This is a genomic window from Providencia sp. PROV223, from assembly GCF_028479245.1.
Classification (GTDB): domain Bacteria; phylum Pseudomonadota; class Gammaproteobacteria; order Enterobacterales; family Enterobacteriaceae; genus Providencia; species Providencia rettgeri.
Genome location: NZ_JAMPNG010000002.1, coordinates 305,322 through 329,751, shown reverse-complemented (window position 1 = coordinate 329,751; position 24,430 = coordinate 305,322). Strand labels below are relative to the sequence as shown.

General features: G+C 42.5%; 26 protein-coding genes. 9 read left to right on the top strand and 17 right to left on the bottom strand.

Going from position 1 to position 24,430, the window contains the following annotated elements; all coding sequences use genetic code 11:
- The first annotated feature begins 153 nt into the window (after positions 1–153).
- Positions 154–2,079, top strand: coding sequence for a DEAD/DEAH family ATP-dependent RNA helicase (locus tag PR767_RS04310; RefSeq protein ID WP_109912118.1), 1,926 nt, complete (start codon positions 154–156; stop codon positions 2,077–2,079).
- A gap of 248 nt (positions 2,080–2,327) precedes the next feature.
- Here the strand turns inward: PR767_RS04310 and btsR are convergent, their stop codons facing one another.
- Together btsR and PR767_RS04300 are read right to left on the bottom strand one after the other, a co-directional pair.
- A complete protein-coding gene (gene btsR / locus PR767_RS04305) occupies positions 2,328–3,044 on the bottom strand; it encodes a two-component system response regulator BtsR (protein WP_110731590.1) in 717 nt (238 codons plus the stop codon).
- 19 nt (positions 3,045–3,063) lie between these two features.
- A complete protein-coding gene (locus tag PR767_RS04300) occupies positions 3,064–4,749 on the bottom strand; it encodes a sensor histidine kinase (RefSeq protein ID WP_004907485.1) in 1,686 nt (561 codons plus the stop codon).
- Between the two features lie 543 nt (positions 4,750–5,292).
- Between PR767_RS04300 and PR767_RS04295 the strand changes: the two genes are divergently transcribed.
- The 3 genes from PR767_RS04295 to PR767_RS04285 are packed head-to-tail and all read left to right on the top strand — an operon-like array spanning position 5,293 to position 8,575.
- Positions 5,293–6,264, top strand: a complete 972-nt coding sequence (locus tag PR767_RS04295) for an HlyD family secretion protein (RefSeq protein ID WP_004907488.1) — start codon at positions 5,293–5,295, stop codon at positions 6,262–6,264.
- Between the two features lie 11 nt (positions 6,265–6,275).
- The gene (locus PR767_RS04290; protein ID WP_004907489.1) at positions 6,276–7,421 is read left to right on the top strand and encodes an ABC transporter permease; all 1,146 of its coding nucleotides are present in this window, start codon (positions 6,276–6,278) and stop codon (positions 7,419–7,421) included.
- On the top strand, positions 7,421–8,575 hold the full coding sequence (locus PR767_RS04285) for an ABC transporter permease (protein ID WP_004907491.1): 1,155 nt from the start codon (positions 7,421–7,423) through the stop codon (positions 8,573–8,575). Before PR767_RS04290 ends, PR767_RS04285 begins: the two co-directional genes overlap by 1 nt.
- On the opposite strand, the gene PR767_RS04280 is transcribed toward PR767_RS04285, so the two are convergent.
- The 3 genes from PR767_RS04280 to ubiU all read right to left on the bottom strand — a co-directional run bounded on the left by PR767_RS04280 (position 8,572) and on the right by ubiU (position 10,784).
- Complete coding sequence (locus tag PR767_RS04280) at positions 8,572–8,805, bottom strand: hypothetical protein (RefSeq protein WP_226537978.1); 234 nt, start codon at positions 8,803–8,805, stop codon at positions 8,572–8,574. The genes PR767_RS04285 and PR767_RS04280 overlap by 4 nt on opposite strands.
- A gap of 90 nt (positions 8,806–8,895) precedes the next feature.
- Positions 8,896–9,771: a U32 family peptidase gene (locus PR767_RS04275; RefSeq protein ID WP_109912114.1), complete on the bottom strand. Its 876-nt coding sequence runs from the start codon at positions 9,769–9,771 to the stop codon at positions 8,896–8,898.
- Between the two features lie 17 nt (positions 9,772–9,788).
- Positions 9,789–10,784, bottom strand: coding sequence for a ubiquinone anaerobic biosynthesis protein UbiU (gene ubiU / locus PR767_RS04270; RefSeq protein WP_272519940.1), 996 nt, complete (start codon positions 10,782–10,784; stop codon positions 9,789–9,791).
- Between the two features lie 514 nt (positions 10,785–11,298).
- On the opposite strand from ubiU, the gene ubiT reads away from it, so the two are divergent.
- Both ubiT and PR767_RS04260 read left to right on the top strand, forming a co-directional pair.
- Positions 11,299–11,823, top strand: a complete 525-nt coding sequence (ubiT, locus tag PR767_RS04265; RefSeq protein WP_004907497.1) for a ubiquinone anaerobic biosynthesis accessory factor UbiT — start codon at positions 11,299–11,301, stop codon at positions 11,821–11,823.
- Positions 11,817–12,320, top strand: coding sequence for a GNAT family N-acetyltransferase (locus tag PR767_RS04260; protein ID WP_004907498.1), 504 nt, complete (start codon positions 11,817–11,819; stop codon positions 12,318–12,320). Before ubiT ends, PR767_RS04260 begins: the two co-directional genes overlap by 7 nt.
- Here PR767_RS04260 and PR767_RS04255 read toward each other — a convergent pair.
- A complete protein-coding gene (locus PR767_RS04255) occupies positions 12,293–12,631 on the bottom strand; it encodes a GIY-YIG nuclease family protein (RefSeq protein WP_004907500.1) in 339 nt (112 codons plus the stop codon). The genes PR767_RS04260 and PR767_RS04255 overlap by 28 nt on opposite strands.
- A gap of 270 nt (positions 12,632–12,901) precedes the next feature.
- On the opposite strand from PR767_RS04255, the gene PR767_RS04250 reads away from it, so the two are divergent.
- Positions 12,902–13,153 carry a DUF1471 domain-containing protein gene (locus PR767_RS04250; protein WP_004907501.1) on the top strand — a complete coding sequence of 84 codons (252 nt, stop codon included), beginning with the start codon at positions 12,902–12,904 and terminating at the stop codon, positions 13,151–13,153.
- Positions 13,154–13,447: 294 nt separating this feature from the next.
- Complete coding sequence (locus tag PR767_RS04245) at positions 13,448–13,897, top strand: YhbP family protein (RefSeq protein WP_184957458.1); 450 nt, start codon at positions 13,448–13,450, stop codon at positions 13,895–13,897.
- Here PR767_RS04245 and nrdG read toward each other — a convergent pair.
- The 6 genes from nrdG to PR767_RS04215 all read right to left on the bottom strand — a co-directional run bounded on the left by nrdG (position 13,894) and on the right by PR767_RS04215 (position 19,060).
- Positions 13,894–14,358, bottom strand: coding sequence for an anaerobic ribonucleoside-triphosphate reductase-activating protein (nrdG, locus tag PR767_RS04240; protein ID WP_004907505.1), 465 nt, complete (start codon positions 14,356–14,358; stop codon positions 13,894–13,896). The two genes, PR767_RS04245 and nrdG, sit on opposite strands and share 4 nt — an antisense overlap.
- 4 nt (positions 14,359–14,362) lie before the next feature.
- Entirely contained in the window at positions 14,363–16,501 is a 2,139-nt protein-coding gene (gene nrdD, locus PR767_RS04235; RefSeq protein WP_109912112.1) for an anaerobic ribonucleoside-triphosphate reductase, read from the bottom strand.
- A gap of 430 nt (positions 16,502–16,931) precedes the next feature.
- Entirely contained in the window at positions 16,932–17,318 is a 387-nt protein-coding gene (gene ridA / locus PR767_RS04230; RefSeq protein WP_004907508.1) for a 2-iminobutanoate/2-iminopropanoate deaminase, read from the bottom strand.
- A 162-nt stretch (positions 17,319–17,480) separates the two neighbouring features.
- Entirely contained in the window at positions 17,481–17,945 is a 465-nt protein-coding gene (pyrI, locus tag PR767_RS04225) for an aspartate carbamoyltransferase regulatory subunit (protein ID WP_004907509.1), read from the bottom strand.
- A gap of 13 nt (positions 17,946–17,958) precedes the next feature.
- Positions 17,959–18,894 carry an aspartate carbamoyltransferase gene (gene pyrB, locus PR767_RS04220; RefSeq protein WP_004907510.1) on the bottom strand — a complete coding sequence of 312 codons (936 nt, stop codon included), beginning with the start codon at positions 18,892–18,894 and terminating at the stop codon, positions 17,959–17,961.
- A 34-nt stretch (positions 18,895–18,928) separates the two neighbouring features.
- On the bottom strand, positions 18,929–19,060 hold the full coding sequence (locus tag PR767_RS04215) for a hypothetical protein (protein WP_255456629.1): 132 nt from the start codon (positions 19,058–19,060) through the stop codon (positions 18,929–18,931).
- A 276-nt stretch (positions 19,061–19,336) separates the two neighbouring features.
- Here PR767_RS04215 and PR767_RS04210 point away from each other — a divergent pair, with 276 nt between their 5' ends.
- Complete coding sequence (locus tag PR767_RS04210) at positions 19,337–19,693, top strand: hypothetical protein (RefSeq protein WP_036958764.1); 357 nt, start codon at positions 19,337–19,339, stop codon at positions 19,691–19,693.
- Positions 19,694–19,754: 61 nt separating this feature from the next.
- Here the strand turns inward: PR767_RS04210 and phnV are convergent, their stop codons facing one another.
- The 5 genes from phnV to phnR form a co-directional block, all read right to left on the bottom strand.
- Entirely contained in the window at positions 19,755–20,552 is a 798-nt protein-coding gene (gene phnV, locus PR767_RS04205) for a 2-aminoethylphosphonate ABC transport system, membrane component PhnV (RefSeq protein ID WP_004907512.1), read from the bottom strand.
- Positions 20,553–20,554: 2 nt separating this feature from the next.
- Complete coding sequence (gene phnU, locus PR767_RS04200) at positions 20,555–21,415, bottom strand: 2-aminoethylphosphonate ABC transporter permease subunit (RefSeq protein ID WP_109912110.1); 861 nt, start codon at positions 21,413–21,415, stop codon at positions 20,555–20,557.
- A 1-nt stretch (position 21,416) separates the two neighbouring features.
- Entirely contained in the window at positions 21,417–22,526 is a 1,110-nt protein-coding gene (phnT, locus tag PR767_RS04195; RefSeq protein ID WP_210850602.1) for a 2-aminoethylphosphonate ABC transport system ATP-binding subunit PhnT, read from the bottom strand.
- 6 nt (positions 22,527–22,532) lie between these two features.
- Positions 22,533–23,546 (bottom strand): 2-aminoethylphosphonate ABC transporter substrate-binding protein, encoded by a 1,014-nt coding sequence (locus tag PR767_RS04190; RefSeq protein WP_004907517.1) that lies wholly within the window; start codon positions 23,544–23,546, stop codon positions 22,533–22,535.
- Between the two features lie 127 nt (positions 23,547–23,673).
- Complete coding sequence (phnR, locus tag PR767_RS04185; protein WP_272519939.1) at positions 23,674–24,393, bottom strand: phosphonate utilization transcriptional regulator PhnR; 720 nt, start codon at positions 24,391–24,393, stop codon at positions 23,674–23,676.
- Positions 24,394–24,430 lie beyond the last annotated feature (37 nt).

The window sequence follows — 24,430 nt, the reverse complement described above, 5'->3', positions numbered from 1 at the left end:
ATATTTTTTTAAGTCATCATCCCTCGGGATGACGGCCTATTTGTTCGTTTAATAAACACAATTTGAGCCAGTTCACATTTTAAATGAAAATGACCGAAATGATTTTCGCATGGTTATGTAAACTGGCTGCCATTATGTATGAGGCACCTTTACATGACTACTGAGACCGATATTTCTTTTGCTGAGTTAGGTTTATCAGCATCTATTTTGACAGCACTAAACGACCTGGGATATGAAAAACCATCACCAATCCAACAACAATGTATTCCATTGTTAATGGATGGTAATGATGTATTAGGTATGGCACAAACAGGTAGCGGTAAAACTGCTGCATTTAGTTTGCCATTACTGCATAACATCGACCCAGATTTAAAAGCTCCGCAAATTTTAGTCCTTGCACCAACTCGTGAGTTGGCTGTTCAGGTAGCGGAAGCAATGAGCGATTTCTCTAAACATATGAATCGCGTTAACGTTGTTGCCCTGTATGGTGGCCAACGTTATGACGTACAATTACGTGCGCTGCGCCAAGGACCGCAAATTGTTGTGGGTACACCAGGCCGCCTTCTGGATCACTTAAAACGTGGCACGTTAGACCTCTCTAAATTAAAAGGCTTAGTTTTAGACGAAGCTGATGAAATGCTGCGTATGGGCTTCATTGAAGATGTTGAAAACATCATGAGCCAAATTCCAGCTGAGCACCAAACTGCGCTGTTCTCTGCAACAATGCCTGAACCAATTCGTCGTATTACACGTCGTTTTATGAAAGACCCGAAAGAGATTCGCATTCAGGCTAGCATTACCACTCGTCCAGATATTGCTCAAAGCTATTGGACTGTGTACGGCATGCGTAAAAATGAAGCGTTAGTACGTTTCTTAGAAGCAGAAGACTTTGATGCTGCGATTATTTTCGTACGCACCAAAAATGCAACATTAGAAGTGGCTGAAGCATTAGAACGCAATGGCTACAACAGCGCCGCATTGAATGGTGACATGAACCAAGCACTGCGTGAGCAAACGTTAGAGCGCTTAAAAGATGGTCGTCTAGATATCTTGATCGCTACTGACGTTGCAGCGCGTGGTCTGGATGTTGAGCGTATTAGCTTAGTTGTTAACTACGACATCCCAATGGATGCGGAGTCTTACGTTCACCGTATTGGTCGTACAGGTCGTGCGGGCCGTGCGGGCCGTGCGTTACTGTTTGTTGAGAACCGTGAACGTCGTCTGCTACGTAACGTTGAACGTACGATGAAACTGACTATTCCTGAAGTTGAGTTACCAGATGCAGATCTGCTTAGCCAACGTCGTCAGGCGAAATTTGCTGAGAAAATTCAACAGCAATTAGAAAGCAGCGATTTAGACCAATACCGTTCACTGTTAGCGAAAATGTCCCCATCAGAAGATGTTGATATGGAAACCTTAGCGGCAGCCTTGCTGAAAATGGCACAAGGTGAACGTGCGCTGATCTTGCCACCAGATGCACCGCGTCGCCCACGTCGTGAATTCAACGACCGTGATGATCGTCGTGGTGATCGTCGTGACCGTAATAGCAATGGTAATGGTTTTGACCGTGCAGAACGCGGTGAGCGTGGCGGTCGTCGTGAGCGTCGTGATGTGGGTGATATGGAGATGTACCGTATCGAAGTTGGCCGTGATGATGGTGTGGAAGTTCGTCACATTGTTGGTGCGATTGCTAACGAAGCGGATATCAGCAGCCGTTATATCGGTAATATCAAATTGTACGGAACGCACTCGACAATTGAATTGCCAAAAGGTATGCCAACGGACGTGTTAACTCATTTAAGTCGCGCACGCATTTTGAATAAACCGACTCAAATGCAGCTGATCGGTGATGCACAACCGTTCGAACGTCGTGGCGGTGGTGAGCGTCGTGGTGGTGGTCGTCGTGATGGCGGTAGCGAAGGTGGCTTCGGTGCAGGTCGTCGTAATGACCGTGGTGGTGAACGTCGTGGCGGCGGTGAGCGTCGTGGCGGTGGTAACCGTGACCGTGGTAACTCTGCTCCACGCCAAGATGGCACTAATGCGGCACCTCGTCGTCGTAGCAGCAGCCATAACGCATAATGACTTGGTTTTATAGGGATTAATTCCCTACTAAAACACAAAACCCGCATTTCATTGAAGTGCGGGTTTTTTTATTTAAGTTTGTTTAGCCCTTCTTTCAATCAACCTTCTTCTAGCTTCACTAACTGTCATTATACGATTATTATCCACGTTATTTTTAGCGGCCATAATCAGTTTTAATAAAGCATCTGATTGTTGTGTTTTCAAATTGTTATACATGTTAGAGAACAATTTTTCATATTATGATTTTAAGCTAACCCCAATGCCTCTTTTAGTGGTTTTAGATAACGACGGCTAACAGGAATGCGCTCACCTGAGCTCAGTACTAACTCCGCTTGCCCACTGTCACCAAATAAAATTTCGTTTAATTGGGTCATATTGACTAAATATTGGCGATGGCAGCGCACTAAAGGTGTTCGAGTTTCTAAGGTTCGTAAAGTGAGCTCTGTAAAACCTTCCAATCCTTGCGTACTCATTACATACACGCCACTCATTCGCGAGGTGGCATATAGCACTTCATCAAGTTTCATTAAATAAATACGGCTATGGCCAGTGCAAGGGATAAATTTTAGTGGCTCATTGTTACTTAACAGCTCTAGATTTTGTTTTTGCTTGCCTTGGCGTAGGCGGTTTAAGGTCTTTTCTAATCGTTCTGTTTCAAGGGGTTTTAACAAGTAATCAAAAGCATGTTCTTCAAAAGCCTGAATGGCAAATTCATTAAAAGCGGTAAGAAAGACAATATAAGGGCGGTCTTCTGGATCTAGCATGCGTACCATTTCTAAACCCGTTAGGCGTGGCATTTGAATATCCAAAAAGACCACATCAGGCTTTTTTTTATGGATGATGCCAATCGCTTCTATTGCGTTGGCACATTCGCCAATAATTTCAATATCATCGTGTTCTTCGAGCAGGCAACGCACATTTTCCCGTGCAAGAGGTTCGTCATCAACAATCAATACATTCATAGAGGTAATTTAATCATTATTATGTTGTAGCCAAATAAGGCAGGCGAATTTTCATTCGGGTGAATTTTTCTGGCTCGTGTTCTACGCTGATGCCATATTGCTCACCATATTTTAAACGTAAGCGCCTATCGACTAAGCCCATCCCTAAGCCATCAGACTGTTTTGCAGGCTTATACAGCCCTGCGTTATCTTCTATTTCGATATACACATGTTCACTGCCGATATAACTACGTATTGTAATATAACCCGTTTCTAATAACTGTGAGGTGCCATGTTTAATTGCATTTTCAACCAATGGTTGTAGGGTAAATGCAGGCAGTTCAACCTGTTTGACTTCATCAGGGATCTCAATATGAATTTGTAAGCTTTCTTGAAAACGGGCTTTTTCTATCTGTAAATAGGCATTGATATGTTCAATTTCTTCGCCGAGTGTGGCACTTTGCTCGGGCCGTTTTAGGTTATTACGGAAAAACGTCGAAATATACTGCACAAGCTGGCCTGCTTGTTGGCTATCTTTGCGGATCACGGCTTGCAGAGTGTTGAGCACATTGAACAAAAAGTGAGGATTTACTTGAGCGTGAAGCAGCTTAACTTCGGATTGCAACAATGATTGTTTGTTGCGTTCATATTGGCCCGCTAAAATTTGTGCAGAAAACAAGCTGGCAATTCCTTCACCGAGAGTACGGTTTATGGAACTAAACAGGCTATTTTTCGCTTCATACAGTTTAATGGTACCAATCACTTTTTCGTTTTCTCCGCGTAATGGGATCACTAACGCAGAGCCGAGTTTACAGGTGGGGCTTAATGAGCATTTATACGGAGTCTCATTGCCGTCAGCATAGACGACTTCATTATTCTCAATAGCTTGCCTTGATTGGCTTGACGAAATCGGTGTCCCGGGTCGATGGTGGTCAGCGCCAATGCCAATAAACGCGAGTATTTTTTCACGATCTGTAATGGCGACAGCACCAATTTCTAACTCTTGATAAATAATCTTAGCGACCTTCATGCTGTTGTCAGCATTAAAGCCTTTACGCAGAATCCCTTCAGTCGTTAAAGCAATTTTTAGTGCCTGAGCAGAGAACGCGGTAGTGTATTTCTCAACAATCGCACGGCGGTCGAGTAAAATTCGAATAAACATTGCCGCACCAATAGTATTCGCGATCACCATCGGTGCAGCGATATTTTTAACGAGTTCTAGCGCTTCATCGAAAGGTTTCGCCAGCAATAAAATAATTAGCATCTGTATGATTTCAGCGATAAAAGTGACACAACTGGCAATCATAGGATTAAAAATTTTATTAATTTCGCCACGTTTCATAAAGTAACGATGAACTAACCCGCCAATCAATCCTTCAACAATGGTCGAGACCATACAAGCAAAGGCGCTCATCCCTCCTAATGAATAACGATGCAGCCCACCAGTGAAACCGACAGCAAAGCCGACCACAGGGCCGCCTAATAGGCCGCCAAGTACGGCTCCAATAGCGCGAGTATTGGCAATAGAATCATTGATATGCAAACCAAAATAAGTACCGATAATGCAAAATACCGAGAAAATCAGGTAGCACATGACTTTATGCGGTAAGCGGATGGTCACCTTCAGAAGAGGGATAACTAATGGTGTGCGGCTAAGCGCCCAAGCAATAACGAGGTAGACACACATTTGCTGGAGTAGGAGTAATATTAAATCAAATTCGTACATGCTCGTCATAATTCGTGATGTGGGGGTGTTGACTTCGTCATCTCGCCCTAGTCACATACTGATGTATGCTCCTAGGGTCTCGCTTCCTCGTCGCCTACCCACATCGCGAATTATTTAGAGCATGGCTCGTTATGTTTCACGTTGTGGGGGTGTTGGCTGCTCTCGCCTACTCGGGTCACATGCTGATGTATGCTTCCCAAGATAGTCTCGCTTGCCGCCTACCCACATCGCGAATTATTTAGAGCATGGCTCGTCGTGTTCACGTTGTGGGATTCCTATTTGGGGTTGAGTTATTTACTATTGTTATCTATTTTTAGTATTTATTTGGCTAGTCATTATATCGTAAGTCATTGGCTAAGTAATCGGCATTTGAGAAAAGTGCACTCATCATTATTTGACATAAGGTAGAAATCGCTTCAATATTAGTCAATGTCCTACCTTTTCGTGATCTTGCGCACGAATTTATTAACGCTGTATTTAACTTTCTTGTCATACTCTAGGGATGATAGTTTCCCCCGTTATTATTTAAGGTTCACATAAATAATGAAAAAAAGAACAATAGCACTGATTTTGCTGATGCTTATCTTAATCGCAGCAGCGGCACTTTTTCATTCCCATAACCAATATTTATTGTTACAGGGAGAGGTGGATGCACCCGAGGTAATCGTCACCTCGAAGGCAAAAGGACGAGTGATAGAACGCCACGTAGAGCGTGGCGATGATGTCAAACAAGGGCAATTACTGATAACTCTAGAGAGCCCAGAACTGCAAGCGCAATATGAGGCATCGAAATCCGCGAGAGACCAAGCAAAAGCGCAACTAGAACAATCCATGAATGGGACTCGTGTTGAAACCATCCGCGATTTACAAGCCTCATTATCACAAGCCAATTCTCAATATCAAAATGCGTCTCGTGAATATGCTCGTTTGAGTAATTTGAAAGGTAAAGGGTATGTTTCCGCGAATGAGCTTGATAATGCACGTAAAGCCAAAGATGTGGCTTTTTCGCAAGTGCAAAGTGCAAAAGCGCGCTTAGATGAGGGCTTACATGGTGACCGTATAGAGCAACGCCAACAATATGAAGCGGCATTACAACAAGCAGAACATAAACTTGCTGAAATCCAAGTACAAATTGATGACTTGCAAGTAAAAGCCCCTGTAGATGGCGAAGTTGGCCCTATTCCTGCTGAAATAGGTGAACTTTTCAATGCCGGTAGTCCTTTAATTTCATTAATTCGACTTCCTCAAGCTTATTTTGTCTATAACTTGCGTGAAGATATTTTAGTTGATGTGAAAAAAGGCGACAAAGTGCAACTTGATGTGCCTGCCTTGGGGAATAAGTTAATTGAGGCTGAGGTTCGCTATATCGCACCGAAAGGTGACTATGCGACAAAACGAGCGACTCGTGCAACCGGTGACTTCGATTTAAAAACATTTGAAATTCGTTTATACCCTGTAGAGCCGATTGAAGGGCTAAGGCCTGGTATGAGTGTGTTATGGCACTGGGATAAGTAAAAGGTGTTGCCATGAAATTTAAGTTCGCTTGGCACGGTTTTGAGCACGCCTTTAGCCGTGAAACCCAAATGGCTATTCGTAGCCCTGTTTTTCATTGGTTAAGCTGGCTGTTTCCATTAATGCTGTTTACGTTAGTTAGTGCTAACTTTTCAGAGGGGACATTGATGGATTTACCCGTTTCTGTGGTGGACAATAACCATAGCCCAGTGTCTCGGCAAATTATTCGTGACCTCGATGCGGGTCCACATGCGGATGTGAAAACCATTGATGACAATCTCAGTACATCATTAAAAAGACTCGGTAGTTCAAAAGATTACGCGTTATTGTACATTCCTCATAACTTCGAAGAAGATGTCTTACGGGGGCGTCAACCTGAGCTACGTATGTATTATAATGCGCTCTTCTATGCATCAGGCAGTTATGCGATTCAAGATTTTAGTGGGTTAGTGGCAGAGCTGAATGCGAAGTATCGCCAAGAAATGGCCAAGTCAATGGGAAAGGCGTTGCCTCCGTTAGCCCAAGTGACACTTTCTTATGACAGTTTATTCAACCCGAGCGGTAGTTATATTTATTATCAGCAGTTTGCTGCAACCATTCATATGCTCCAGCTGTTTGTTGTTACCGCAACAATCTATACGATGTCACGAGGTTCTACCTTACAAAGTGTTAAACCGTTTGTGATGGCGTTACTTGGGAAGTTAGCCCCTTATACCTTATTTTTCAGTATATTACTTGCTGTAGAGATTGCTGCATTAGTTACTATTTTTGATGCTAAAGTGGTAGGAAACCCGTTGTATATGATTATATTAGGGTTTTTCTATGTCATAGCAGCGCAGAGTATTGGTTTATTGCTGTTTAGTTTTACCTCAAGTGCCATTATGGCGTATAGCTTGATAGGGATGCTGGTGAGTATCGCTTTGGCCTTTTCGGGTATGGCGGTACCGGAACTGTCAATGATATTGCCTGCACAAATTATTTCGAATATTGAACCACTTACACATACGTTAAATGCCATGTTTGATATTTTCTTGCGGGAGATTTCCTTTGCTCGCATTGTTCAAGTGTGTCTATTCTTATTGATTTACCCATTTGTCATTGGCTTTTTAATTCGTAAGCGTTTAGTCAAACGGTTAGAAAACCAAGGAGGGGTTGTCTGATGGCTATTTATTTTGCAACCTTTCGTAAAGTGCTACTGGGAATGTTGGAAAAACCGATGTGGCTATTATTGTTGGTTTCTCTGTGCGTCATGAGCTTAGTTTATGCAAAGCCCGTTCTTTGGGATTTACCTGTTGCTGTGATTGATATGGATCACAGCACAGCAAGCCGCGAGTTAATCCGTGACCTCGATGCGACACCGAAAGTGGAATTGCAAAGTTATGATAACCTTGCTCAAGCGCGTCAAGATATGATCGCGAGAAAACTATTCGCGATAATTATCATTCCAACGGATTTCCAACAACATTTACTGAGCGGTAAAAATATCACGGTGCCAGTGTATGGAGATGGAACCAACCGGCTAGCGAGTGGGCAAATTCAGCAAGAGTTATCAAAAGCCTACCAAACCCTGCTCAATGCTTATAACACCCAATTACTCACTAAAGCAGGTTATAGCCAAGAGCAGGCTAAAGTGATTATTACCCCTATCCGCAGTGAAACTGAGCCATTGTATAACCCAGGGATCAGCTTTGCAGCGATCGTTTTTCCTGGCTTATTGGTGATGTTATTGCAGCACTCCTTACTGATTGCCTGTGTACGAGTCAGTATCGCGGTGCGTTCTACGCCTAAAGGAAAGCCGCCATTAGCCGTTTATTTAGGGGCGTTATCTGCTTTAATTCCGATCTGGTTATTTTTATCCACTGTATTTTTCGCGCTTTGGCCATGGGTATTGGGCTACCGACAAGAAGCGCCATTGTATGTAATTTGGATGTTCACGTTCCCATTCCTATTAGCTGTTTTAGGGCTTGGCAAGTTAGTGACGGAATGTTTACGCAGTGTTGAAATGATTTACTTAACTTTGGCATTTATTACCACCCCGGTGTTTTATATGTCAGGCACGATTTGGCCACTACAGGCGATGCCTGATTGGGTACGTATGATTGCCTCTGCATTACCATCTACATGGGCTACAAACGCCATGGCAGGCCTTAACCAAATGGGATTACCGTTTAGTGATGTACTTATGGATATCGTGATGATGTTGATTTTAGGCGTTATTTACACGGTTATTGGGGTATTCATTGGTATGCTCCGAGATGGAGAATTACGCCATATTAGCCATATGTTTAACCGTTGGCGCAGGCATCGGCATTAACCGTTATTTTTGAGTAGGAAACCTATTGCTGAGTTGGGATCAACGGCTTTTGTTGCCATTTTTGCTTCTTGGCTTAAGGTTTCCCAGTCATCAGGAGGGCTACCTGTACTTAGCATTGAGGCAAATACTTGATAGGCATCACGTATAGCCGCAGGGATAGTTGTTTGGCTGCATTCGGTAAGGTGGGATTTTGCACGTAAAGACACGGTGCTTGGGTCTATATCAATCATTTTATTTACCTCAAAACTTTCCAGTCTATCCTCAGTGTAATGCAAATGCATTGTACCTGAGGATAGGTGGTTATAAGGTGGGTAATTGATTTAAGGCACCATCGACAATCCTGCAATTTGTCGCCAATAACCATTGCAATTTTTATCTGAAATATTCAATGGAATATCCCCATTTTCATTCGCTTTAAATTGCTTGAATATCTCAAGTGACTCAATACCTTCAGGGGATATGCGTACAATATCCACAAGGTCATGCATTGAATACAGGTCATTGCCAAGGTTATAGCAAGCACCACTGAGCGTTTGAATACCATTCAACGTAAACACCTGCTGATGTTCCTGAGAAAGCACCTTGCGCCCTTGTGGGTAGTTTATACAACAAGTTTCGCATTCGTCTTTTTGCTTATTTTCAGAGCGCGCAGTAAAGCAGCGTGCGGAATAGGCAAGTGGTAAGTGACCGTAGCTCATTACTTCAACATCAAATTTGCCACGAATACCGATGTCATCGCACTGATTTAGCAAATTAACCAGCCAGTCACGCGATAACTCTACAGGCATACACCAGCGCACCATACCTTGGCGTAACAGAATATTTAAGGTTTGTGCGTTATAGCAATTCAAACCGTGACCAGCGACAAAAGGAAGGTTTCTTTCGACTAACATGTTGATCACACCAAAATCATGGGCTTCAACGAGAAACTCGCCATTATCAACTAATTTGCTGATTTCTTTAAGTTCGGAAGGAGCTTGAAGAAGAGCAAGGGTACTCAGAACAATTTGTTTGCCACTCTTGGCGAGTTGTTGTGCGAGTTCTATCCAGTCATTGGGCTTCATTTCTCGGCGTTTACTACACACCGTCTCACCGAGATAAATAATATCAGCGTCGCTTTGCATGGCGTGTTGATAAAAATCTTCCAGCGTTTGTTTTGGCCAGTAATAAAGAATAGATCCTAACGAGTACTGCATGATATTTACCTTTTAAATTACTGCCATTTACGATGATAGGCACCCAATGTGGTTTGGCTTCCTTCAGACAGCCCACCTAACGCTTTTAGCCATTTCGGGTCAGTGACAAAATTGTTAGGGTTGGATTTGAAGCGGTCGATGGCTTGGCGCCAAATACGCGTCACTTCAGTCACATAAGAAGGACTGCGCTGGCGGCCTTCAATTTTGACAGAAGCAATATTTGCTGCCATCAGTTCAGGTAATAATTCAATGGTGTTGAGGCTGGTAGGCTCTTCAAGGACATGATATTTCTGTTCATCGACAAGATAACGTCCTTTACATAGCGTTGGGTAGCCTGCATTTTCATCTTTTTGGTAACGGTCTATCAACACATTATTGAGGCGTGATTCCATTCCTTCTTCCGTTTGTTGCCAACGAACAAAACGGGCTGGAGAGCATGCGCCTACCGTATTTGGTGACTCACCTGTGAGATAAGAAGACAGATAGCAGCGCCCTTCAGCCATGATACATAAACTACCAAAAGCAAACACTTCCAGTGGCACAGGGCTATTTTTGGCTAATTGTTTTACTTGGTGAATAGATAGCACACGTGGAAGGACAACGCGGTGGACTTGGAAATTACGTTCATAGAAGCGGATGGCTTCAGTATTGGTCGCTGAGGCTTGGACAGAAACGTGCCTTTCAATATGTGGGTATTTATTTGCAGCGTACTCTAACATGGCAATATCGGCTAAGATCAAGGCATCAGCACCAAGATCTGCGGCAAGATCGACGGAGTTTTGCCAACGTTCGTAACCATTAGGATGTGCAAACGTATTAATCGCAATATGTAATTTTCGTTTACGGTTATGGATATAACGCTCAGCTTCATGCAGTTTTTTTTCAGTAAAATTAAGTCCTGCGAAATGCCGTGCATTGGTATCATTTTTTAGTCCAATATAAACGGCATCAGCGCCGTTATCGACCGCCGCTTTTAAAGCGGGCAAATTCCCTGCGGGGCAGAGTAATTCCATTGTCCTATCCCTGTGTAAAATTTAACAGCTGACATTCTAGTCAACAGAACTGTTATAGATTTTGATTTAGAGCAGAGAAATTGTTAATGGATATCAGTATTCGTTAATTAAGGTCGTTAGGGAAATAAGGGGGCTGGTGGGTAATAAAGCAACTTTACCAAATGAAAGAGGATAAGTTTTATAAATAGGGGATATGAATTATTTATGACTAGTTTTTGATCGTTTATTGGAACGGATAGGTAATTAGGGATGATTTTTTATCCATGGGAAGTGAGAAATAAATATTGGCGGGATGGGCAAAAATTGATATAGGATCAAGCCAATAATAACATTTTTTGGCAAGATAACTTATCGTGAGTCAAATGTTAGGTTAATGGCTTCAATAAATGGGGTTATTAGCGTCGAAAATTTAATCGTCTAAATATGCAATATGTTACCCTAAATAATTCGAGCTGCTACTGCTGTTAAGTAGTTACACGAAAACGGGCAGACAATTACTACGGGAGTCAGTACTGTGTTAGGTAAAATTCGTTCTCAACTCATCACGAAAGGCCCTTCATTTTTGAAACTGCCTTTAAAAGTAACCCCATTCGCATTGCAGCGCCAAGTTCTTGAGCAATTACTAAGCTGGCAATTTCGTGAATCAGTGAAAGAAGGGGAACTTGATTTTCTCGAAGACAAATGGCTAAAGGTTGAAGTTCGTGACTTAGCGTTAGTCTGGTTTATCAGTTTGCAAGGTGGCCAACTGTCCGTCAAACAGCATGCAGAGGCTGATGTTAGTGTGAGTGGTAATGCGAATGATCTAGTACTGATCGCCGCGCGTAAAGAAGACCCTGATACGCTCTTTTTCCAACGTAGGTTGGTGATTGAAGGGGATACAGAGCTTGGCCTCTATGTGAAAAACTTAATGGATGCTTTTGAACTCGAAAATATGCCAGCTCCGTTGCGTTTTGCTTTATTACAATTGGCTGATGTAATTAAAACCGTGCATGAAAGTGAGGACGTAGAGCATAAGTCGCCTGCGTTAACTTCATGCTAATTCGAGTTGAAATCCCTGTCGACGCAATGGGTATTGATAAATTATTGCGTGAAACGTTTCCAACTGAAGCAGAAGCTAATCTTGTTCAACATTTACGTGAGGATGGTTTGCTAACTCTCGGGGTTGTGGCAACAAATGATGATGGTGAAGTGATTGGCTATGTAGGCTTCACGCCTGTCGACGTTAACGATGAAGACGTGCAATGGGTTGGCCTTGCACCATTAGCGGTAAATAAAGCGCATCAAGGCCAAGGGATTGCAGAAAAACTGGTCTATGAAGGGTTAGATAGCCTCAATGAGTTTGGCTATGGTGCAGTCGTTGTACTGGGGGATGAACGCTACTATTCGCGCTTCGGTTTTGAACCCGCTGCAAGTCACGGTATAAGCTGCCAATGGCCTGAACAACAAGCTCATTTTTTGGTTTGTGGCTTAGAGAATGGTGAAATTGGAGAACACCAAGGTTTGGTGACTTACTCTTCACACTTCAATAATTTATAGTTAGCTAAGTAGTTAACTAAGTCATCGGGCTGGTCTATGACCAGCCTTTCTTTTGTTTTTTTATTCAGTTGCTTAACTTGATATTCTATTTTCGACGCTGCTGAACGAGAACCAATAAAACACGAGAATGCTAATGTCAGTGGCATTTTCCCTTTCAATGCTTTTGCCCCTGTTCCTGCTTTATGTTGCTCAAAACGACGTTGCACATTGGTGGTGATACCACAATACAAGGCGTTATTTTTCTCTCTCACCAAGTAAAGATACCAGTCATTTTGTTCTAATTGGCTATTATTTAGTGTTGTTTTTATCATTTTGTGCTGATTTATAAGGGAAAAATATTGGGTGAACAACGAATATATTCGTTAAGTAAGATATTTATAACATATTAAAATTTAAATAAAAAATGATATGAAACTGTCACAAATTTGTAACCTCAATCTAAGTTATGATTCAAATTATTTGAATAACTATAGCAAAATTAGCTAATTTTCTTTTCAAACTAAAGCGCATAATATGATCCATATCACAGAGGGACAGTAAAAATCCCAACTAAAAATCAAGTTTACAAGAAGGAATATACAATGAAAAAATCAACATTATTTGCTGCTGCTTTAGCTTTAGGTGCTGCATCATTCGGTTCAATGGCTGCTGAAGAAGTTCAACATACTAGTCAGCCAGCTGCGGGTTATGTCTCAGTAACAGGTGCAGTGAGTGTCAATGACCTGACCGCACAATTAGCCAAAAAAGCTGATGAAGCTGGTGCAACTTCATTCCGTGTGATTTCTGCTGGTGGTGAAAACTCAATGAATGGTACCGCGGCTATCTATAAATAAATTTATTCGTCATATTTACTCGTCATACTTCGAGCCGTAGCGTTGTTGGCCGCGTTCATTCGCACTAGTCGCATACTTATGTATGCTCCTAGCGCCTCGTTCACTTGCCGCCTAGCTACAACTCCAATTATTTAGAGTAATGACTCGAATTTAGTTGGCGTATAGGCCTAAAAATATTTAGGTTAATATTTCAGCTAGTTAGAGTATAGTAATAGCGAATTTTATGCCTACGTTCAGAACGGTTTAAGCAAGCTTAAGGGGAATCCCCCAAAAGCTTGTTCTGAACGGGTTTACATGGAAACCGCTATGACGCCTGAACAAACTTTAAAGCACATCCAGCGCTATATTGCCCGCCAACACGTTTTCTCTCTTTTTACTCACCATAACAATGATATCTGGCCTGCCAGTTGTTACTATGCATTTGATGCGAAAACGATGTGCCTGGTTTTAATGACAGACGCGAATTCAAGGCATGGGCAATTGATGGTGGCTAACCCGCAAGTGGCTGGCACAATATCAGCGCAAACCAAAGCCGTTAATGCAATACAAGGTATTCAATTTACAGGTGAAATTAAAATATTAGAAGGTGAGGAAGAACGGCTTGCCCGCGGTTTTTACTGTCGTCGTTTCCCTGTGGCATTAGTAGCGAAACTGCCTGTTTGGCAGCTTCACTTGCGGAATGTCAAAATGGTCGATAACAAATTAGGTTTTGGTACCAAACTACATTGGGAATGCCAAATTTAACGCAATTTGTGGATCACTTGATTGGAGCTACCGCGCCAAATTAAGCGTGGGTCATGTAAATCCTGTTCAAATTTACCGTCAATTACGGTATTAACTAAACTCACCACTTTTTGTTGTTCAAGCGTCAAATCACTCAATATGTATCCTGTCCATAACCAAATATCCTTATCTGGGCAAACGGCTTTTACGCGTTTAACCAACTTGAGCACCGCAGGCAAGTTGGCTGGGTGTAGCGGGTCTCCGCCCGACAGGGACAAACCCTGTCGACGAATACGCGTGTCTTGCAAATCTTGGATAATTTGATCTTCCATTTCTTGGGTGAATGGCACACCTGAATCAACTCGCCATGTACTTTGATTGTAACAACCACGGCATTGATGAACACACCCTGCCACAAACAGTGTACAGCGAGTTCCGGGGCCATTGACGACATCAACAGGATAATATTGGTGATAATTCATAGTATTAACCTATTTGACCGTTACCTAAATGCTTAATACGGCGTTTTACTTCTTCTTGTTTACCTGCATTAAATGGTCTTGCATCTGGGCTGCCTAAATAGCCACACACACGGCGGATAACCGAAACTCGGTTAGTATCATGGTTACCACAAGCAGGGCAGGTAAAGCCTTTGCTGGTGCAGGAAAACTCACCGGAAAAACCGCATTCATAACACTCATCAATGGGTGTGTTAGTACCATAATAAGGCACATGTTGATAGCTGTAGTCCCACACGTCTTCTAAGGCTCTAACATTATGTTGTAAGTTTGGATATTCGCCATAACAGATAAAACCGCCATTCGCGAGTGCAGGGTAAGGCGCTTCAAAATCAATTTTATCGTAAGGATTCACCTGTTTTTCAACATCTAGATGGAAGCTGTTTGTATAGTAACCTTTGTCGGTAACACCTGGTATGACACCAAATTCAGCGGTATCGAGACGGCAGAAGCGGTCACATAGGTTTTCACTTGGTGTGCTGTATAAACTGAAACCATAGCCTGTTTGGGCTTTCCATTCATCAGTGGCTTGGCGTAAGTGGTTGACAATTTCGACGGCTTTTTCACGTAATTTTTCGTCATCATAGACATGGGTTTGTGTGCCAAAAAGTGCATTGATGGTTTCATGCAACCCAATGTAACCTAACGAAATGGACGCGCGACCATTTTTGAAGATCTCAGCAACGTTGTCATCCGCTTTTAAGCGAACTCCGCAGGCGCCTTCCATATACAAAATTGGGGCAACACGCGCTTTTACGGTTTCTAAACGGGCAATGCGAGTCATTAAGGCTTTTTTGGCAATGGCTAAACGTTCATCCAGTAATGCCCAAAACGCATCTTCGCTGCCCTGTGCTTCGATAGCAATACGAGGCAAATTGAGGCTAATAACGCCTAAATTGTTGCGCCCATCGTGAATTTGTTGCCCATTTTCTTCATAGATACCCAAGAAACTGCGGCAGCCCATCGGCGTTTTAAATGATCCAGTAACATCAACGACACGGTCGTAGTTAAGAATATCGGGGTACATGCGCTTACTGGCACACTCTAAAGCGAGTTGTTTTATGTCGTAATTAGGGTCACCCAATTTATGGTTTAGGCCATCTTTAATTGCGAATACGAGCTTAGGGAAAACCGCCGTTTTACGATTTTTGCCAAGGCCCGCAATGCGGTTTTTCAGAATAGATTGCTGAATTAATCGTGCTTCTTTAGAGGTTCCAAGGCCAAAACCAAAGGTGACAAATGGGGTTTGGCCATTCGCAGTGTGAAGTGTATTAACTTCATACTCTAAAGATTGAAAGGCGTCGTAACACTCTTTATCGGTGCGGCTGTGTGCATAACCCTCTGCGTCTGCAATTCCCCATTCTTTGGCGACGTTTAGGTGTTTTTCGAAGCTAATTGCCACATATGGCGCTAAAATTTCGTCAATACGGTTAATGGTTGTGCCCCCATAAATATGGCTTGCAACTTGGGCAATAATTTGTGCGGTAACGGCTGTTGCGGTTGAAATAGACTTTGGCGGCTCTATTTCGGCATTTCCCATTTTAAACCCGTTAGTTAACATGCCTTCAAGGTCAATTAACATACAGTTAAACATTGGAAAGAAGGGAGCATAGTCGAGGTCATGATAGTGAATTTCACCGCGTTCGTGTGCGATAACGACATCTCTTGGTAAAATATGCTGTTTTGCATAGTGTTTAGCGACAATACCCGCGAGTAAATCGCGTTGTGTCGGGATCACTTTACTGTCTTTATTGGCATTTTCATTGAGTAAAGAGACGTTACTTTGTTCGATTAGCCCACGAATGTCATGAGTCAATTGGCTGCGTTTTTCACGTTCGCTGTCTCTATCGTGGCGATATTCAATATAAGCACGAGCTAAGTCTTTATAAGGCCCGGCCATTAGTTGGTCTTCAACCGCATCTTGAATGTCAGCGATATCCACTCGGTCACGGCTGCAAAGTTGTTCTGTGACGACAGAAGCAACCTGAAGACAATAATCGTCATCCTTAACATTCACAGCAGCCGCTGCGCGTTTAACGGCTTCCTGAATTCGTGGAAGGTCAAAACCGACCTGACAACCATCTCTTTTAATAACAACCGTTCCCACGGGCATTCTCCTTGTTAAGTTATCCACAATACGACTTCAGCTATTCGCCATGTTTATCACGGGTACTAATCTGTGGATAAAATGTGAATAAATACTATATGTTGTGTCAATTGGTGTAATTAAAGCACAATATGTGGGATATTGCTTTTATTTAGATCGCTAACATTTGATTTAAAACAAAGAAAAAAATAATTTGTATGAAGATCAAAAGCGCAGAGGAAATAAATCTTTTCAGTTACTAGGATTCATTTTAATCATGCAAATAAAGTGTGTGTAATCGAATTTCCATCAGCGGAAAACGGGAAAAGTAGAGTTATAGTGTACAATCGGGAAGTTTTATGAGGACGGTAATACGTTTGGGGTGACAAAATCAGCGGGAAAAATAAAGACACCCCACTCAAAGCATGGGGTGTTTGGCTCGAACTAATCGTTATTTACGTACTGCGATTGCTTCGATTTCAATTTTTACGTCTTTTGGCAGACGAGCAACTTCAACACAAGAGCGAGCTGGGAATGGTGCATTATGTTGCTTGAAAAACTCTTCATAGGTGGCATTCACTGTCGCGAAGTCATTTAAATCTTTTACAAATACCGTTGTTTTCACGATATTAGCCGCACTTAAGCCAGCTTTTTCTAAAATTGCTTTTACGTTAGCCAGTGATTGGCGAGTTTGTGCTGCGATATCTTCAGGCACTTCACCGGTTTTAGGGTCAACAGGGATTTGACCTGATGTGATAACCATACTACCCAAATCTACGCCTTGAACGTAAGGACCGATCGCTGCTGGTGCGTTTTCTGTATTGATTTCGTATGACATAACTACTCCGTTTCATCACGTAAAGAGAAAATACTCATCATGTGGCAAGCCACAGCAGTGTTTGTGGCTTGGTGTGACTTTGAGTATAACTTTATGGGGTATTAGGCGCTATTATAAACATGGATTGCACCTAGACAACACCGCAGTCTACGCAAAAACAACCTACTGGTTATTGATCACAGCGTCTCTATCGAACTCTTTTTCGCAGAATTTACACGTCAGTGCGACTTCTTTGCCGATTTTTTTCACTCGGAAACTGCTTGATACGGGCTCATTATGGCTAATACAGTTGCTATTTGGGCAAATTAACACATTGTCGATATACTGAGGCAGTGTGAGTTCAAGCTTTTCGACCACTTGGTAATCTTCAATGCGATTCACAGTGGCTTCAGGGGCATACATAGCTAATTGGTTAGCTTGCTCAGGAGTTAAAAAGGTATTTTCAATTTTGATAATATCTTTCTTGCCTAAGTTGCTTGAAGGTAAATTTAAACCAATGGTGATGCGCTCATCCGTTTTGGTCAGTTTGAACAGTTTGAGTAATTTGAAGCCAATTTGAGCAGGAATGTGGTCAATCACTGTACCGTGGCTGATTGCTTCAACTTGTAATTTATGGTCGTGTGTCATGATGATTTCCTCCTCAGATAGCCAATTCTTTATTTAAAACCAGTGATAGCAATGCTTGCCTTGCATAAATCCCATTGCCTGCTTGTTGAAAATAATAAGCATATGGGGTGCTATCTACATCAACCGCGATTTCATCAACTCGAGGTAATGGATGTAAGACTTTTAAATTCGGTTTTGCACAATGCAGGTCAGCGGCACTTAAAATAAATTGGGCTTTCACATTCGCGTATTCAGAAGGGTCGAGACGCTCTTTTTGTACGCGAGTCATATACAGAATGTCGAGTTCTGGCATCACTTCATCAATGTTATTGTGCAGGCTGTAGGTTGCGCCTTTTTCTTCTAAGATGTGCAGAATATGGTTTGGCATTGAAAGCGCTTCGGGAGCAATAAAGTAGAAGTGATTACCTTCAAATTTAGACAGTGCTTGTGTAAGAGAATGCACGGTTCTACCATATTTTAAGTCACCAACCATGGCAATTTGTAGGTTCTCTAAACGGCCTTGCGTTTCTTGGATAGTAAACAAGTCGAGTAATGTTTGCGTCGGATGCTGGTTCGAGCCATCGCCTGCATTAATGACAGGAATATGGCCTGCAAACTGGCTAGCGAGGCGAGCGGCACCTTCTTGCGGATGGCGCATGACGATAGCATCCACATATTGGCTGATAACAGAGATAGTATCGGCCAATGTTTCCCCTTTTTTACCGAGGGAGGTGTTGGTGCTGTCAGAAAAGCCAACAACAGAAGCGCCTAAACGGTGGATAGCTGTTTCAAATGACAAGCGCGTGCGTGTCGAGGCCTCAAAGAAACAGCTTGCGATAACTTTATGTTTTAGGAACTCGGGTTGTGGCTGCTTTTTTAATGAAGCAGCGACGTTAAGTACTAATTCAAGATCTGAACGGTCTAAATCATTAATCGAGATGATATCGCGGTGGTATAAAGGGTTCGGCATTGTTGTTCTCCTGTGTCAGCAAGACATATTAGGTCTATAGGCCAAAAAAAAGCCCCTCATTGAGGGGCTTTTTTATAAATAAGAAGGGGAAAAACAGGCTGTCCAGACCGCCAGAAGGCAGTGCAGTGGAGGTGTTCTCTGTAAAAAATAGAGCAGCAACGTTCATGGTTTCTCCCGGCAAATTGTGGCGCATTATACGCATCTGATTCCATGACGCAAGCGTTTGCATAAAGAAAAATACATTTTTTTTATTTTTGCGTTTTGGTGAATATTTGAACTAACTGAAAAATGGGAGAAATAGTATCTCTCAATAGGGAATGCGCTGAGTATTGGTGTTTTTTAAACCAAAATTAAATCACATGATTGAATATACAGTACATTTATTTACACTTATTTTATGTGCGAGTAAGATAATTTTTCTTTTTAATTAAATATGATCATTATGAAATCACGACTTTTTATTCTATTGGCATTCCTTCTCTCTGGCTGTTCATCTGTTTGGGTACCTGTTTCCGGCGGTTCAAAATTCACTCAAGCTGAGGCGAATGCAGTTTGTAAACCTGAAGCCCTTCATTTGTACCCAATCAAAAATGAAGTTGCGCAGCGCTCTGTTATGTCTTATGTCGAAAAAAAATGCAAAAAAGATGATGATTGTGGCAAAGACAAAACTTATAAAGAACAAACACCAGTTATGGAAAGCTATGTGATTGATGTCAATGAAGACACCCGTAATAATTATTACTTGGAATGCATGGTGTCTAAAGGCTGGACAAAAAAAGATAAGTATATGTGGGAATAGCATACAAGCAGCTAAATAGCCCAGTAGGCGCAGTTTACTTGGCTATTTAGCATGACAACGTTTATTTTTGCCCAAGTCTTTTCGCTACTTTCTCTAATTTCATCATTAGTAATAATGTAATCGAAACTAATACAATCGTTAGTGCCGAACCATCTGCAATATTGCCTCTATCGGTTAAACTGAAAATTGAAACAGGTAATGTCGCCCAGCCGGGGGGATATAACATCATCGTGGCGCCAAGTTCCCCTAAAGACAGTGAGAGGCTTAATGCCAGTGCTGAAATCATCCATGGCATCAAGAGTGGTAAGGTCACATGGCATAAACGATACCAAGGGGAAGCGCCTAAGCTAAAAGCTACGTTTTCTATATCGGGAGAAATACGTGCTAAGCCAGTGGAAACATTGCTAAAAGTAAAAGCCGAAATCAACACAAAATGGGCACTAAATACAATCCAAAAGGTGCCGTTCATCTGTAAATAGCCTTGGCTGAATGCCACAAGGATCCCAAGCCCGATAGAAACAGAAGGAATGGCGCTGGGGAGGTAAAATGCAATACTCAGCCACTTTTGTATTTTCCCACTGTGTCTTCTTAATGCTAACGCAGCCCAAAGCCCACAAAACAGCGCAAATAGACTGGCACTAAAACCAACCACTAGGCTGGATAACATGGCGTCCCAAGCTGGCCCACTAAATGCGTTAACAAAATGTTCAAAAGTAAAGCCTGAAGGCAAAATGCCATTCCATTGGCGACTGAAACTCGACATTAAAATCATCACTAAAGGCAGTAAAAACAATAAACTAAATAAGCTGATGGCAATGATAGTAGCAGTAACTCGTCCTTTTTTAGACCAAATCAACATAATTAATTCCTTACACCAAGACGAGTGGTTGCCATTCTGTAGAGAAAAAATAACCCGAGTGAAAGCAAGATGTTAATTAAGGCAATCATGCATGCTACGGCATAATCTGACTCTAATATTGCCTTGCTATAGACCATCATCGGTAAGGTATTGACGCCTTTCGCCCCGATAAACAGTACGATGCCAAATTCATTGGTGGTTAACAGCAGGCACAGGCTACCCCCTGCTAATAGAGCGGGAAGTGCTGCTGGGAAAATAACTTGCGCGATAACCCGTGCAGGATGTGCGCCTAAAATACTGGCGGCTTCTAATTGGCTCTTGTCGATTTGGCGCAGTGCCGCCATAAGGGGACGCATCACCAAAGGGGTAAAAACGGTAATTTCTGCTAAGATCACGCCATGAATTGAATAAAGGAACTCAACGGGCGGCAATTCGAAATCAAACAATGCCATCAAGGTGCCATTGAGTAGCCCTGCAGAACCATAAATGAAGGTAAAAGCGAGTGTAATCAAAAAGGTCGGTAGAGCAATAAAAGTATCAATCACTTGCGTGATAAAACGACTTCCCGGGAAAGGAATAAACACTAAGATCAGTGATAAGATACTACCTATCACAAGGCAACCTAAAGTGGCCAAAATGGCGATGTAGAGTGTGTTCCATAACCCATTAATAAAGCGCTTTGACTCAATAAGTTGCCAAAATGCGTCTAACCCCCATTTTCCCGCCTCATTTTGTAGTGCTTGTTGCGCTATCAACAATAAGGGATAAAAAAACAGCGTAGCTAACACCAGTAATGGCGGTAATATCCAATAAATGGGCTTTATTGTTATTGATGAACCTTTTGGCACGCTAATATGTGACATGTTATTCCTCAATTAAAACGGTATCTACTGGTGAAAACCATAAGGTGAGTTTATCGCCGATTTTAGGCGGTGAGGCCAAATGGGTGATGGCAACACTCACGGTTTCACCCGCAACATCACAAATTAAATGCGTTAAATCCCCCTGCCAACGAATAGACGTTAATGTGGCTTGTAATTGATTGGTGGTATTGGCGTTTTGTACTAGCGTAATGTGTTGTGGGCGGATACACACCCATTTGTGGGTGCCAGCTCGCATACCTAATGTATGAGCTTCCAGCAATGTTCCACCACAACTGACATTTACTTTTCCGGGAGTTGTTGAAAAGCCAAGTGCTGTCGCGGCAAGAATATTGGCTCGGCCTAAAAACTCAGCTGCAAAACGGTTTGGGGGGCAGTGATATAAGGCATTTTTCTCACCATGTGCGACTAAATAGCCATCTTTCATAATGCCAATTTTATCACCAAGCGCGAGAGCTTCCGTTTGGTCATGGGTCACATAAAGAATGGTTAAATCAGGTAGTTCACGGTGTAACCGGGCGATTTCTTCAACCATATTATGGCGAATTTGCGCATCTAGCGCGGAAAGTGGTTCGTCGAGTAACAGAACACGAGGCCTTACGGCAATCGCTCTAGCAATCGCCACTCGCTGTTGCTGACCTCCTGAAAGTTGGTGAGGGTAGCGGGTTGCGTAATCCGTCATTCCGACGATTTTAAGGGCTTCAACGACTCGCTCATTAATGAGTGCTTTAGGTTGTTTTTGAGCTCGTAAGCCAAATGCCACATTTTCTTCCACTTTCATGTGGGGAAATAATGCGTAGTTTTGTACAACCATACCAAGTCCACGTTGGTAGGGGGGAAGGTGGGTGATATCCATATCACCTAATAAGATGCGCCCGCTATCAGGTTGAGCAAACCCGGCAATAGCACGTAATACCGTGGTTTTCCCCGATCCTGAAGGGCCGATTAAGACGAGTATTTCACCGGGGTCGATAGTGAGATCCAAGGGTTTCAATACCACATTGTTGTGGTAGGACACCCGCAAAGACTCGAGTTTGATCCCTGAGTGCTCGTTTTGCTGCATTGCAGTAGTGGCTTTTCGTTTCATCAACATCACAAGTTACTCACCATCAGTGACTTTTTGCCAACGTGAAATATCATCGGATAGGGAAACTTCAACTTCATTCCAATTAGGCTGCCAGGTTTTCACACCGTCTAACATTTGGACAGCAGTGTGGTATTGCTTATCAGATGGTGTGATATCTGAACGAACAGGCATTCCCCATGAAAGCTCACTGACCCGGCTTTGTGAGGGTTTATCTAAAAGGAAATTAATCAGCTTTTTGCCGTTTTCTGTTTCAGGGGCGTTGTTAACTAAGCCGATAACATAAGGTAAAACCAGTGCACTACGTTCCCCATTGGCATCTTTTGGCCAGAAAATTTGGACATTCGGGTTACGTGCCATTTGAGATAAATTCATTTGTAAGTCGCCATTAGCGACATACAGTTCCCCTTTATTGACAAGTGCGGTGAGTTTACCTGTGGAGGCCGATGGGCCAACGTTATTAGCCTGCAATTTACCGAGGTAATCAAACCCTGCATCTTTGCCATTAAAACTGTGGAAAACTTGTAACATCACTGCGGTGCCGTCCCCTGCTTGTCCCGGTGTTGAATATTGCAGTTTATTATTAAAGCGAGAATCGAGTAGGGAGTCCCAATTTTCAGGAGGAGACTTAAGCAGTTTAGCGTTATAGATAAAGGTCAGGTAATTATTGACTAACGGTGTGTAATAGTGATTGGAATTAGGAATATTTGCTGCATTTTCTGGCGTAAATTCAGCTAATAACTGGTTTTTTGCGGCACGTTGAATAAAGGGAGGAACAGTAATCAGCACATCGGCTTGTGGATTGGTACGCTCTTTAGCGAGCCTTTCAACTATCGCCCCTGAACCACTTTCGACATACTGTACTTTGATACCGGTTTGTTTGGTAAATGCTTCGAACTGATTTTTATACCAACTGTTGTTGCCATCGTGAAGCCCATCAGCGGAGTAAACAGTCACAACATCAGCAGCAAAAACAGAGGTAGAGCAAAGGGTTGCCATTAATAGGCCAGCTAAGTAGGTGCGTTTCATGGTTTTCTCCTGTTAAGGTAAAATGTATTCTGGTATATACCAGATGTTTTTTACGCTAACGGGTTTATATGACAGAAAGATGAAATGCAGATAAATAGCTAAAATTATTTTCTATAGGCAGAAATAATCACAAAGTATCGACTTCGATGCGCAAGCTATCATGACGCCAGTACTCAACATCATAATCTAAAATTCGGCCATGTTGGTCATAGTTTAAGCGCTGCAACAATAGGGCTGGGCGACCAATGGTAACCCCCAGTGCTTGTGCTGCTTGCGCCGGCATTGCTGTTGGGTAAAAAGACAAATGCATGCTGGTATAAATTAAATTGAAATGGGCTTCGTATACCTCCGTTAGGCTGCCATTGAGATCGTAACGTAGCAGCTCAGGAACGCGAGCAGGTAAGCAATGGTTTTCACAGTAACAAACAGGTCTGTCATCAGCAAAACGTAGGCGGGTGAGTAAATAAATTTGTTCAAACGATTGAAGTTTTAAGGGAGTCATCGCTTCGAGAGGAACGGGAATGACTTTTCCATCCAGTAAGACTGTCTTCGGTTGGCGACCTTGTTCAAGGCAAAGTTTATGGAAATTGGTATTTTGGGTTGGATCTAACCAGAGGCGCTCAGGTGTGACAAACCAACCGCGGCGTTCAGAGCGGTAAATGACTCCACTGGATTCTAACTGCGCCAAACTTTCGCGAATAGTGACGCGAGTAGTATTGAAAATGGTGCAAAGTTCGCGTTCAGAGGGGAGTTTATCCCCACATTTTAACGAACCATTTTGAATCCTTTCCTGTAATTGGGCTTTGATAAGCAAGTATTGTGGGGTTTCATCCGCTGATAATTTCATGGTTATTTCCTATCATTGTTTCAATCATATTATACAT

What these genes read in the sequence shown, in the direction of transcription:
- PR767_RS04310 (WP_109912118.1), top strand. Translation starts at nt 154, where the DNA reads ATGACTACTGAGACCGATATTTCTTTTGCTGAGTTAGGTTTATCAGCA.
- btsR (WP_110731590.1), bottom strand. Translation starts at nt 3,044, where the DNA reads ATGAATGTATTGATTGTTGATGACGAACCTCTTGCACGGGAAAATGTG.
- PR767_RS04300 (WP_004907485.1), bottom strand. Translation starts at nt 4,749, where the DNA reads ATGTACGAATTTGATTTAATATTACTCCTACTCCAGCAAATGTGTGTC.
- PR767_RS04295 (WP_004907488.1), top strand. Translation starts at nt 5,293, where the DNA reads ATGAAAAAAAGAACAATAGCACTGATTTTGCTGATGCTTATCTTAATC.
- PR767_RS04290 (WP_004907489.1), top strand. Translation starts at nt 6,276, where the DNA reads ATGAAATTTAAGTTCGCTTGGCACGGTTTTGAGCACGCCTTTAGCCGT.
- PR767_RS04285 (WP_004907491.1), top strand. Translation starts at nt 7,421, where the DNA reads ATGGCTATTTATTTTGCAACCTTTCGTAAAGTGCTACTGGGAATGTTG.
- PR767_RS04280 (WP_226537978.1), bottom strand. Translation starts at nt 8,805, where the DNA reads ATGATTGATATAGACCCAAGCACCGTGTCTTTACGTGCAAAATCCCAC.
- PR767_RS04275 (WP_109912114.1), bottom strand. Translation starts at nt 9,771, where the DNA reads ATGCAGTACTCGTTAGGATCTATTCTTTATTACTGGCCAAAACAAACG.
- ubiU (WP_272519940.1), bottom strand. Translation starts at nt 10,784, where the DNA reads ATGGAATTACTCTGCCCCGCAGGGAATTTGCCCGCTTTAAAAGCGGCG.
- PR767_RS04260 (WP_004907498.1), top strand. Translation starts at nt 11,817, where the DNA reads ATGCTAATTCGAGTTGAAATCCCTGTCGACGCAATGGGTATTGATAAA.
- PR767_RS04255 (WP_004907500.1), bottom strand. Translation starts at nt 12,631, where the DNA reads ATGATAAAAACAACACTAAATAATAGCCAATTAGAACAAAATGACTGG.
- PR767_RS04250 (WP_004907501.1), top strand. Translation starts at nt 12,902, where the DNA reads ATGAAAAAATCAACATTATTTGCTGCTGCTTTAGCTTTAGGTGCTGCA.
- PR767_RS04245 (WP_184957458.1), top strand. Translation starts at nt 13,448, where the DNA reads ATGGAAACCGCTATGACGCCTGAACAAACTTTAAAGCACATCCAGCGC.
- nrdG (WP_004907505.1), bottom strand. Translation starts at nt 14,358, where the DNA reads ATGAATTATCACCAATATTATCCTGTTGATGTCGTCAATGGCCCCGGA.
- ridA (WP_004907508.1), bottom strand. Translation starts at nt 17,318, where the DNA reads ATGTCATACGAAATCAATACAGAAAACGCACCAGCAGCGATCGGTCCT.
- pyrI (WP_004907509.1), bottom strand. Translation starts at nt 17,945, where the DNA reads ATGACACACGACCATAAATTACAAGTTGAAGCAATCAGCCACGGTACA.
- pyrB (WP_004907510.1), bottom strand. Translation starts at nt 18,894, where the DNA reads ATGCCGAACCCTTTATACCACCGCGATATCATCTCGATTAATGATTTA.
- PR767_RS04215 (WP_255456629.1), bottom strand. Translation starts at nt 19,060, where the DNA reads ATGAACGTTGCTGCTCTATTTTTTACAGAGAACACCTCCACTGCACTG.
- PR767_RS04210 (WP_036958764.1), top strand. Translation starts at nt 19,337, where the DNA reads ATGAAATCACGACTTTTTATTCTATTGGCATTCCTTCTCTCTGGCTGT.
- phnV (WP_004907512.1), bottom strand. Translation starts at nt 20,552, where the DNA reads ATGTTGATTTGGTCTAAAAAAGGACGAGTTACTGCTACTATCATTGCC.
- phnU (WP_109912110.1), bottom strand. Translation starts at nt 21,415, where the DNA reads ATGTCACATATTAGCGTGCCAAAAGGTTCATCAATAACAATAAAGCCC.
- phnT (WP_210850602.1), bottom strand. Translation starts at nt 22,526, where the DNA reads ATGTTGATGAAACGAAAAGCCACTACTGCAATGCAGCAAAACGAGCAC.
- PR767_RS04190 (WP_004907517.1), bottom strand. Translation starts at nt 23,546, where the DNA reads ATGAAACGCACCTACTTAGCTGGCCTATTAATGGCAACCCTTTGCTCT.
- phnR (WP_272519939.1), bottom strand. Translation starts at nt 24,393, where the DNA reads ATGAAATTATCAGCGGATGAAACCCCACAATACTTGCTTATCAAAGCC.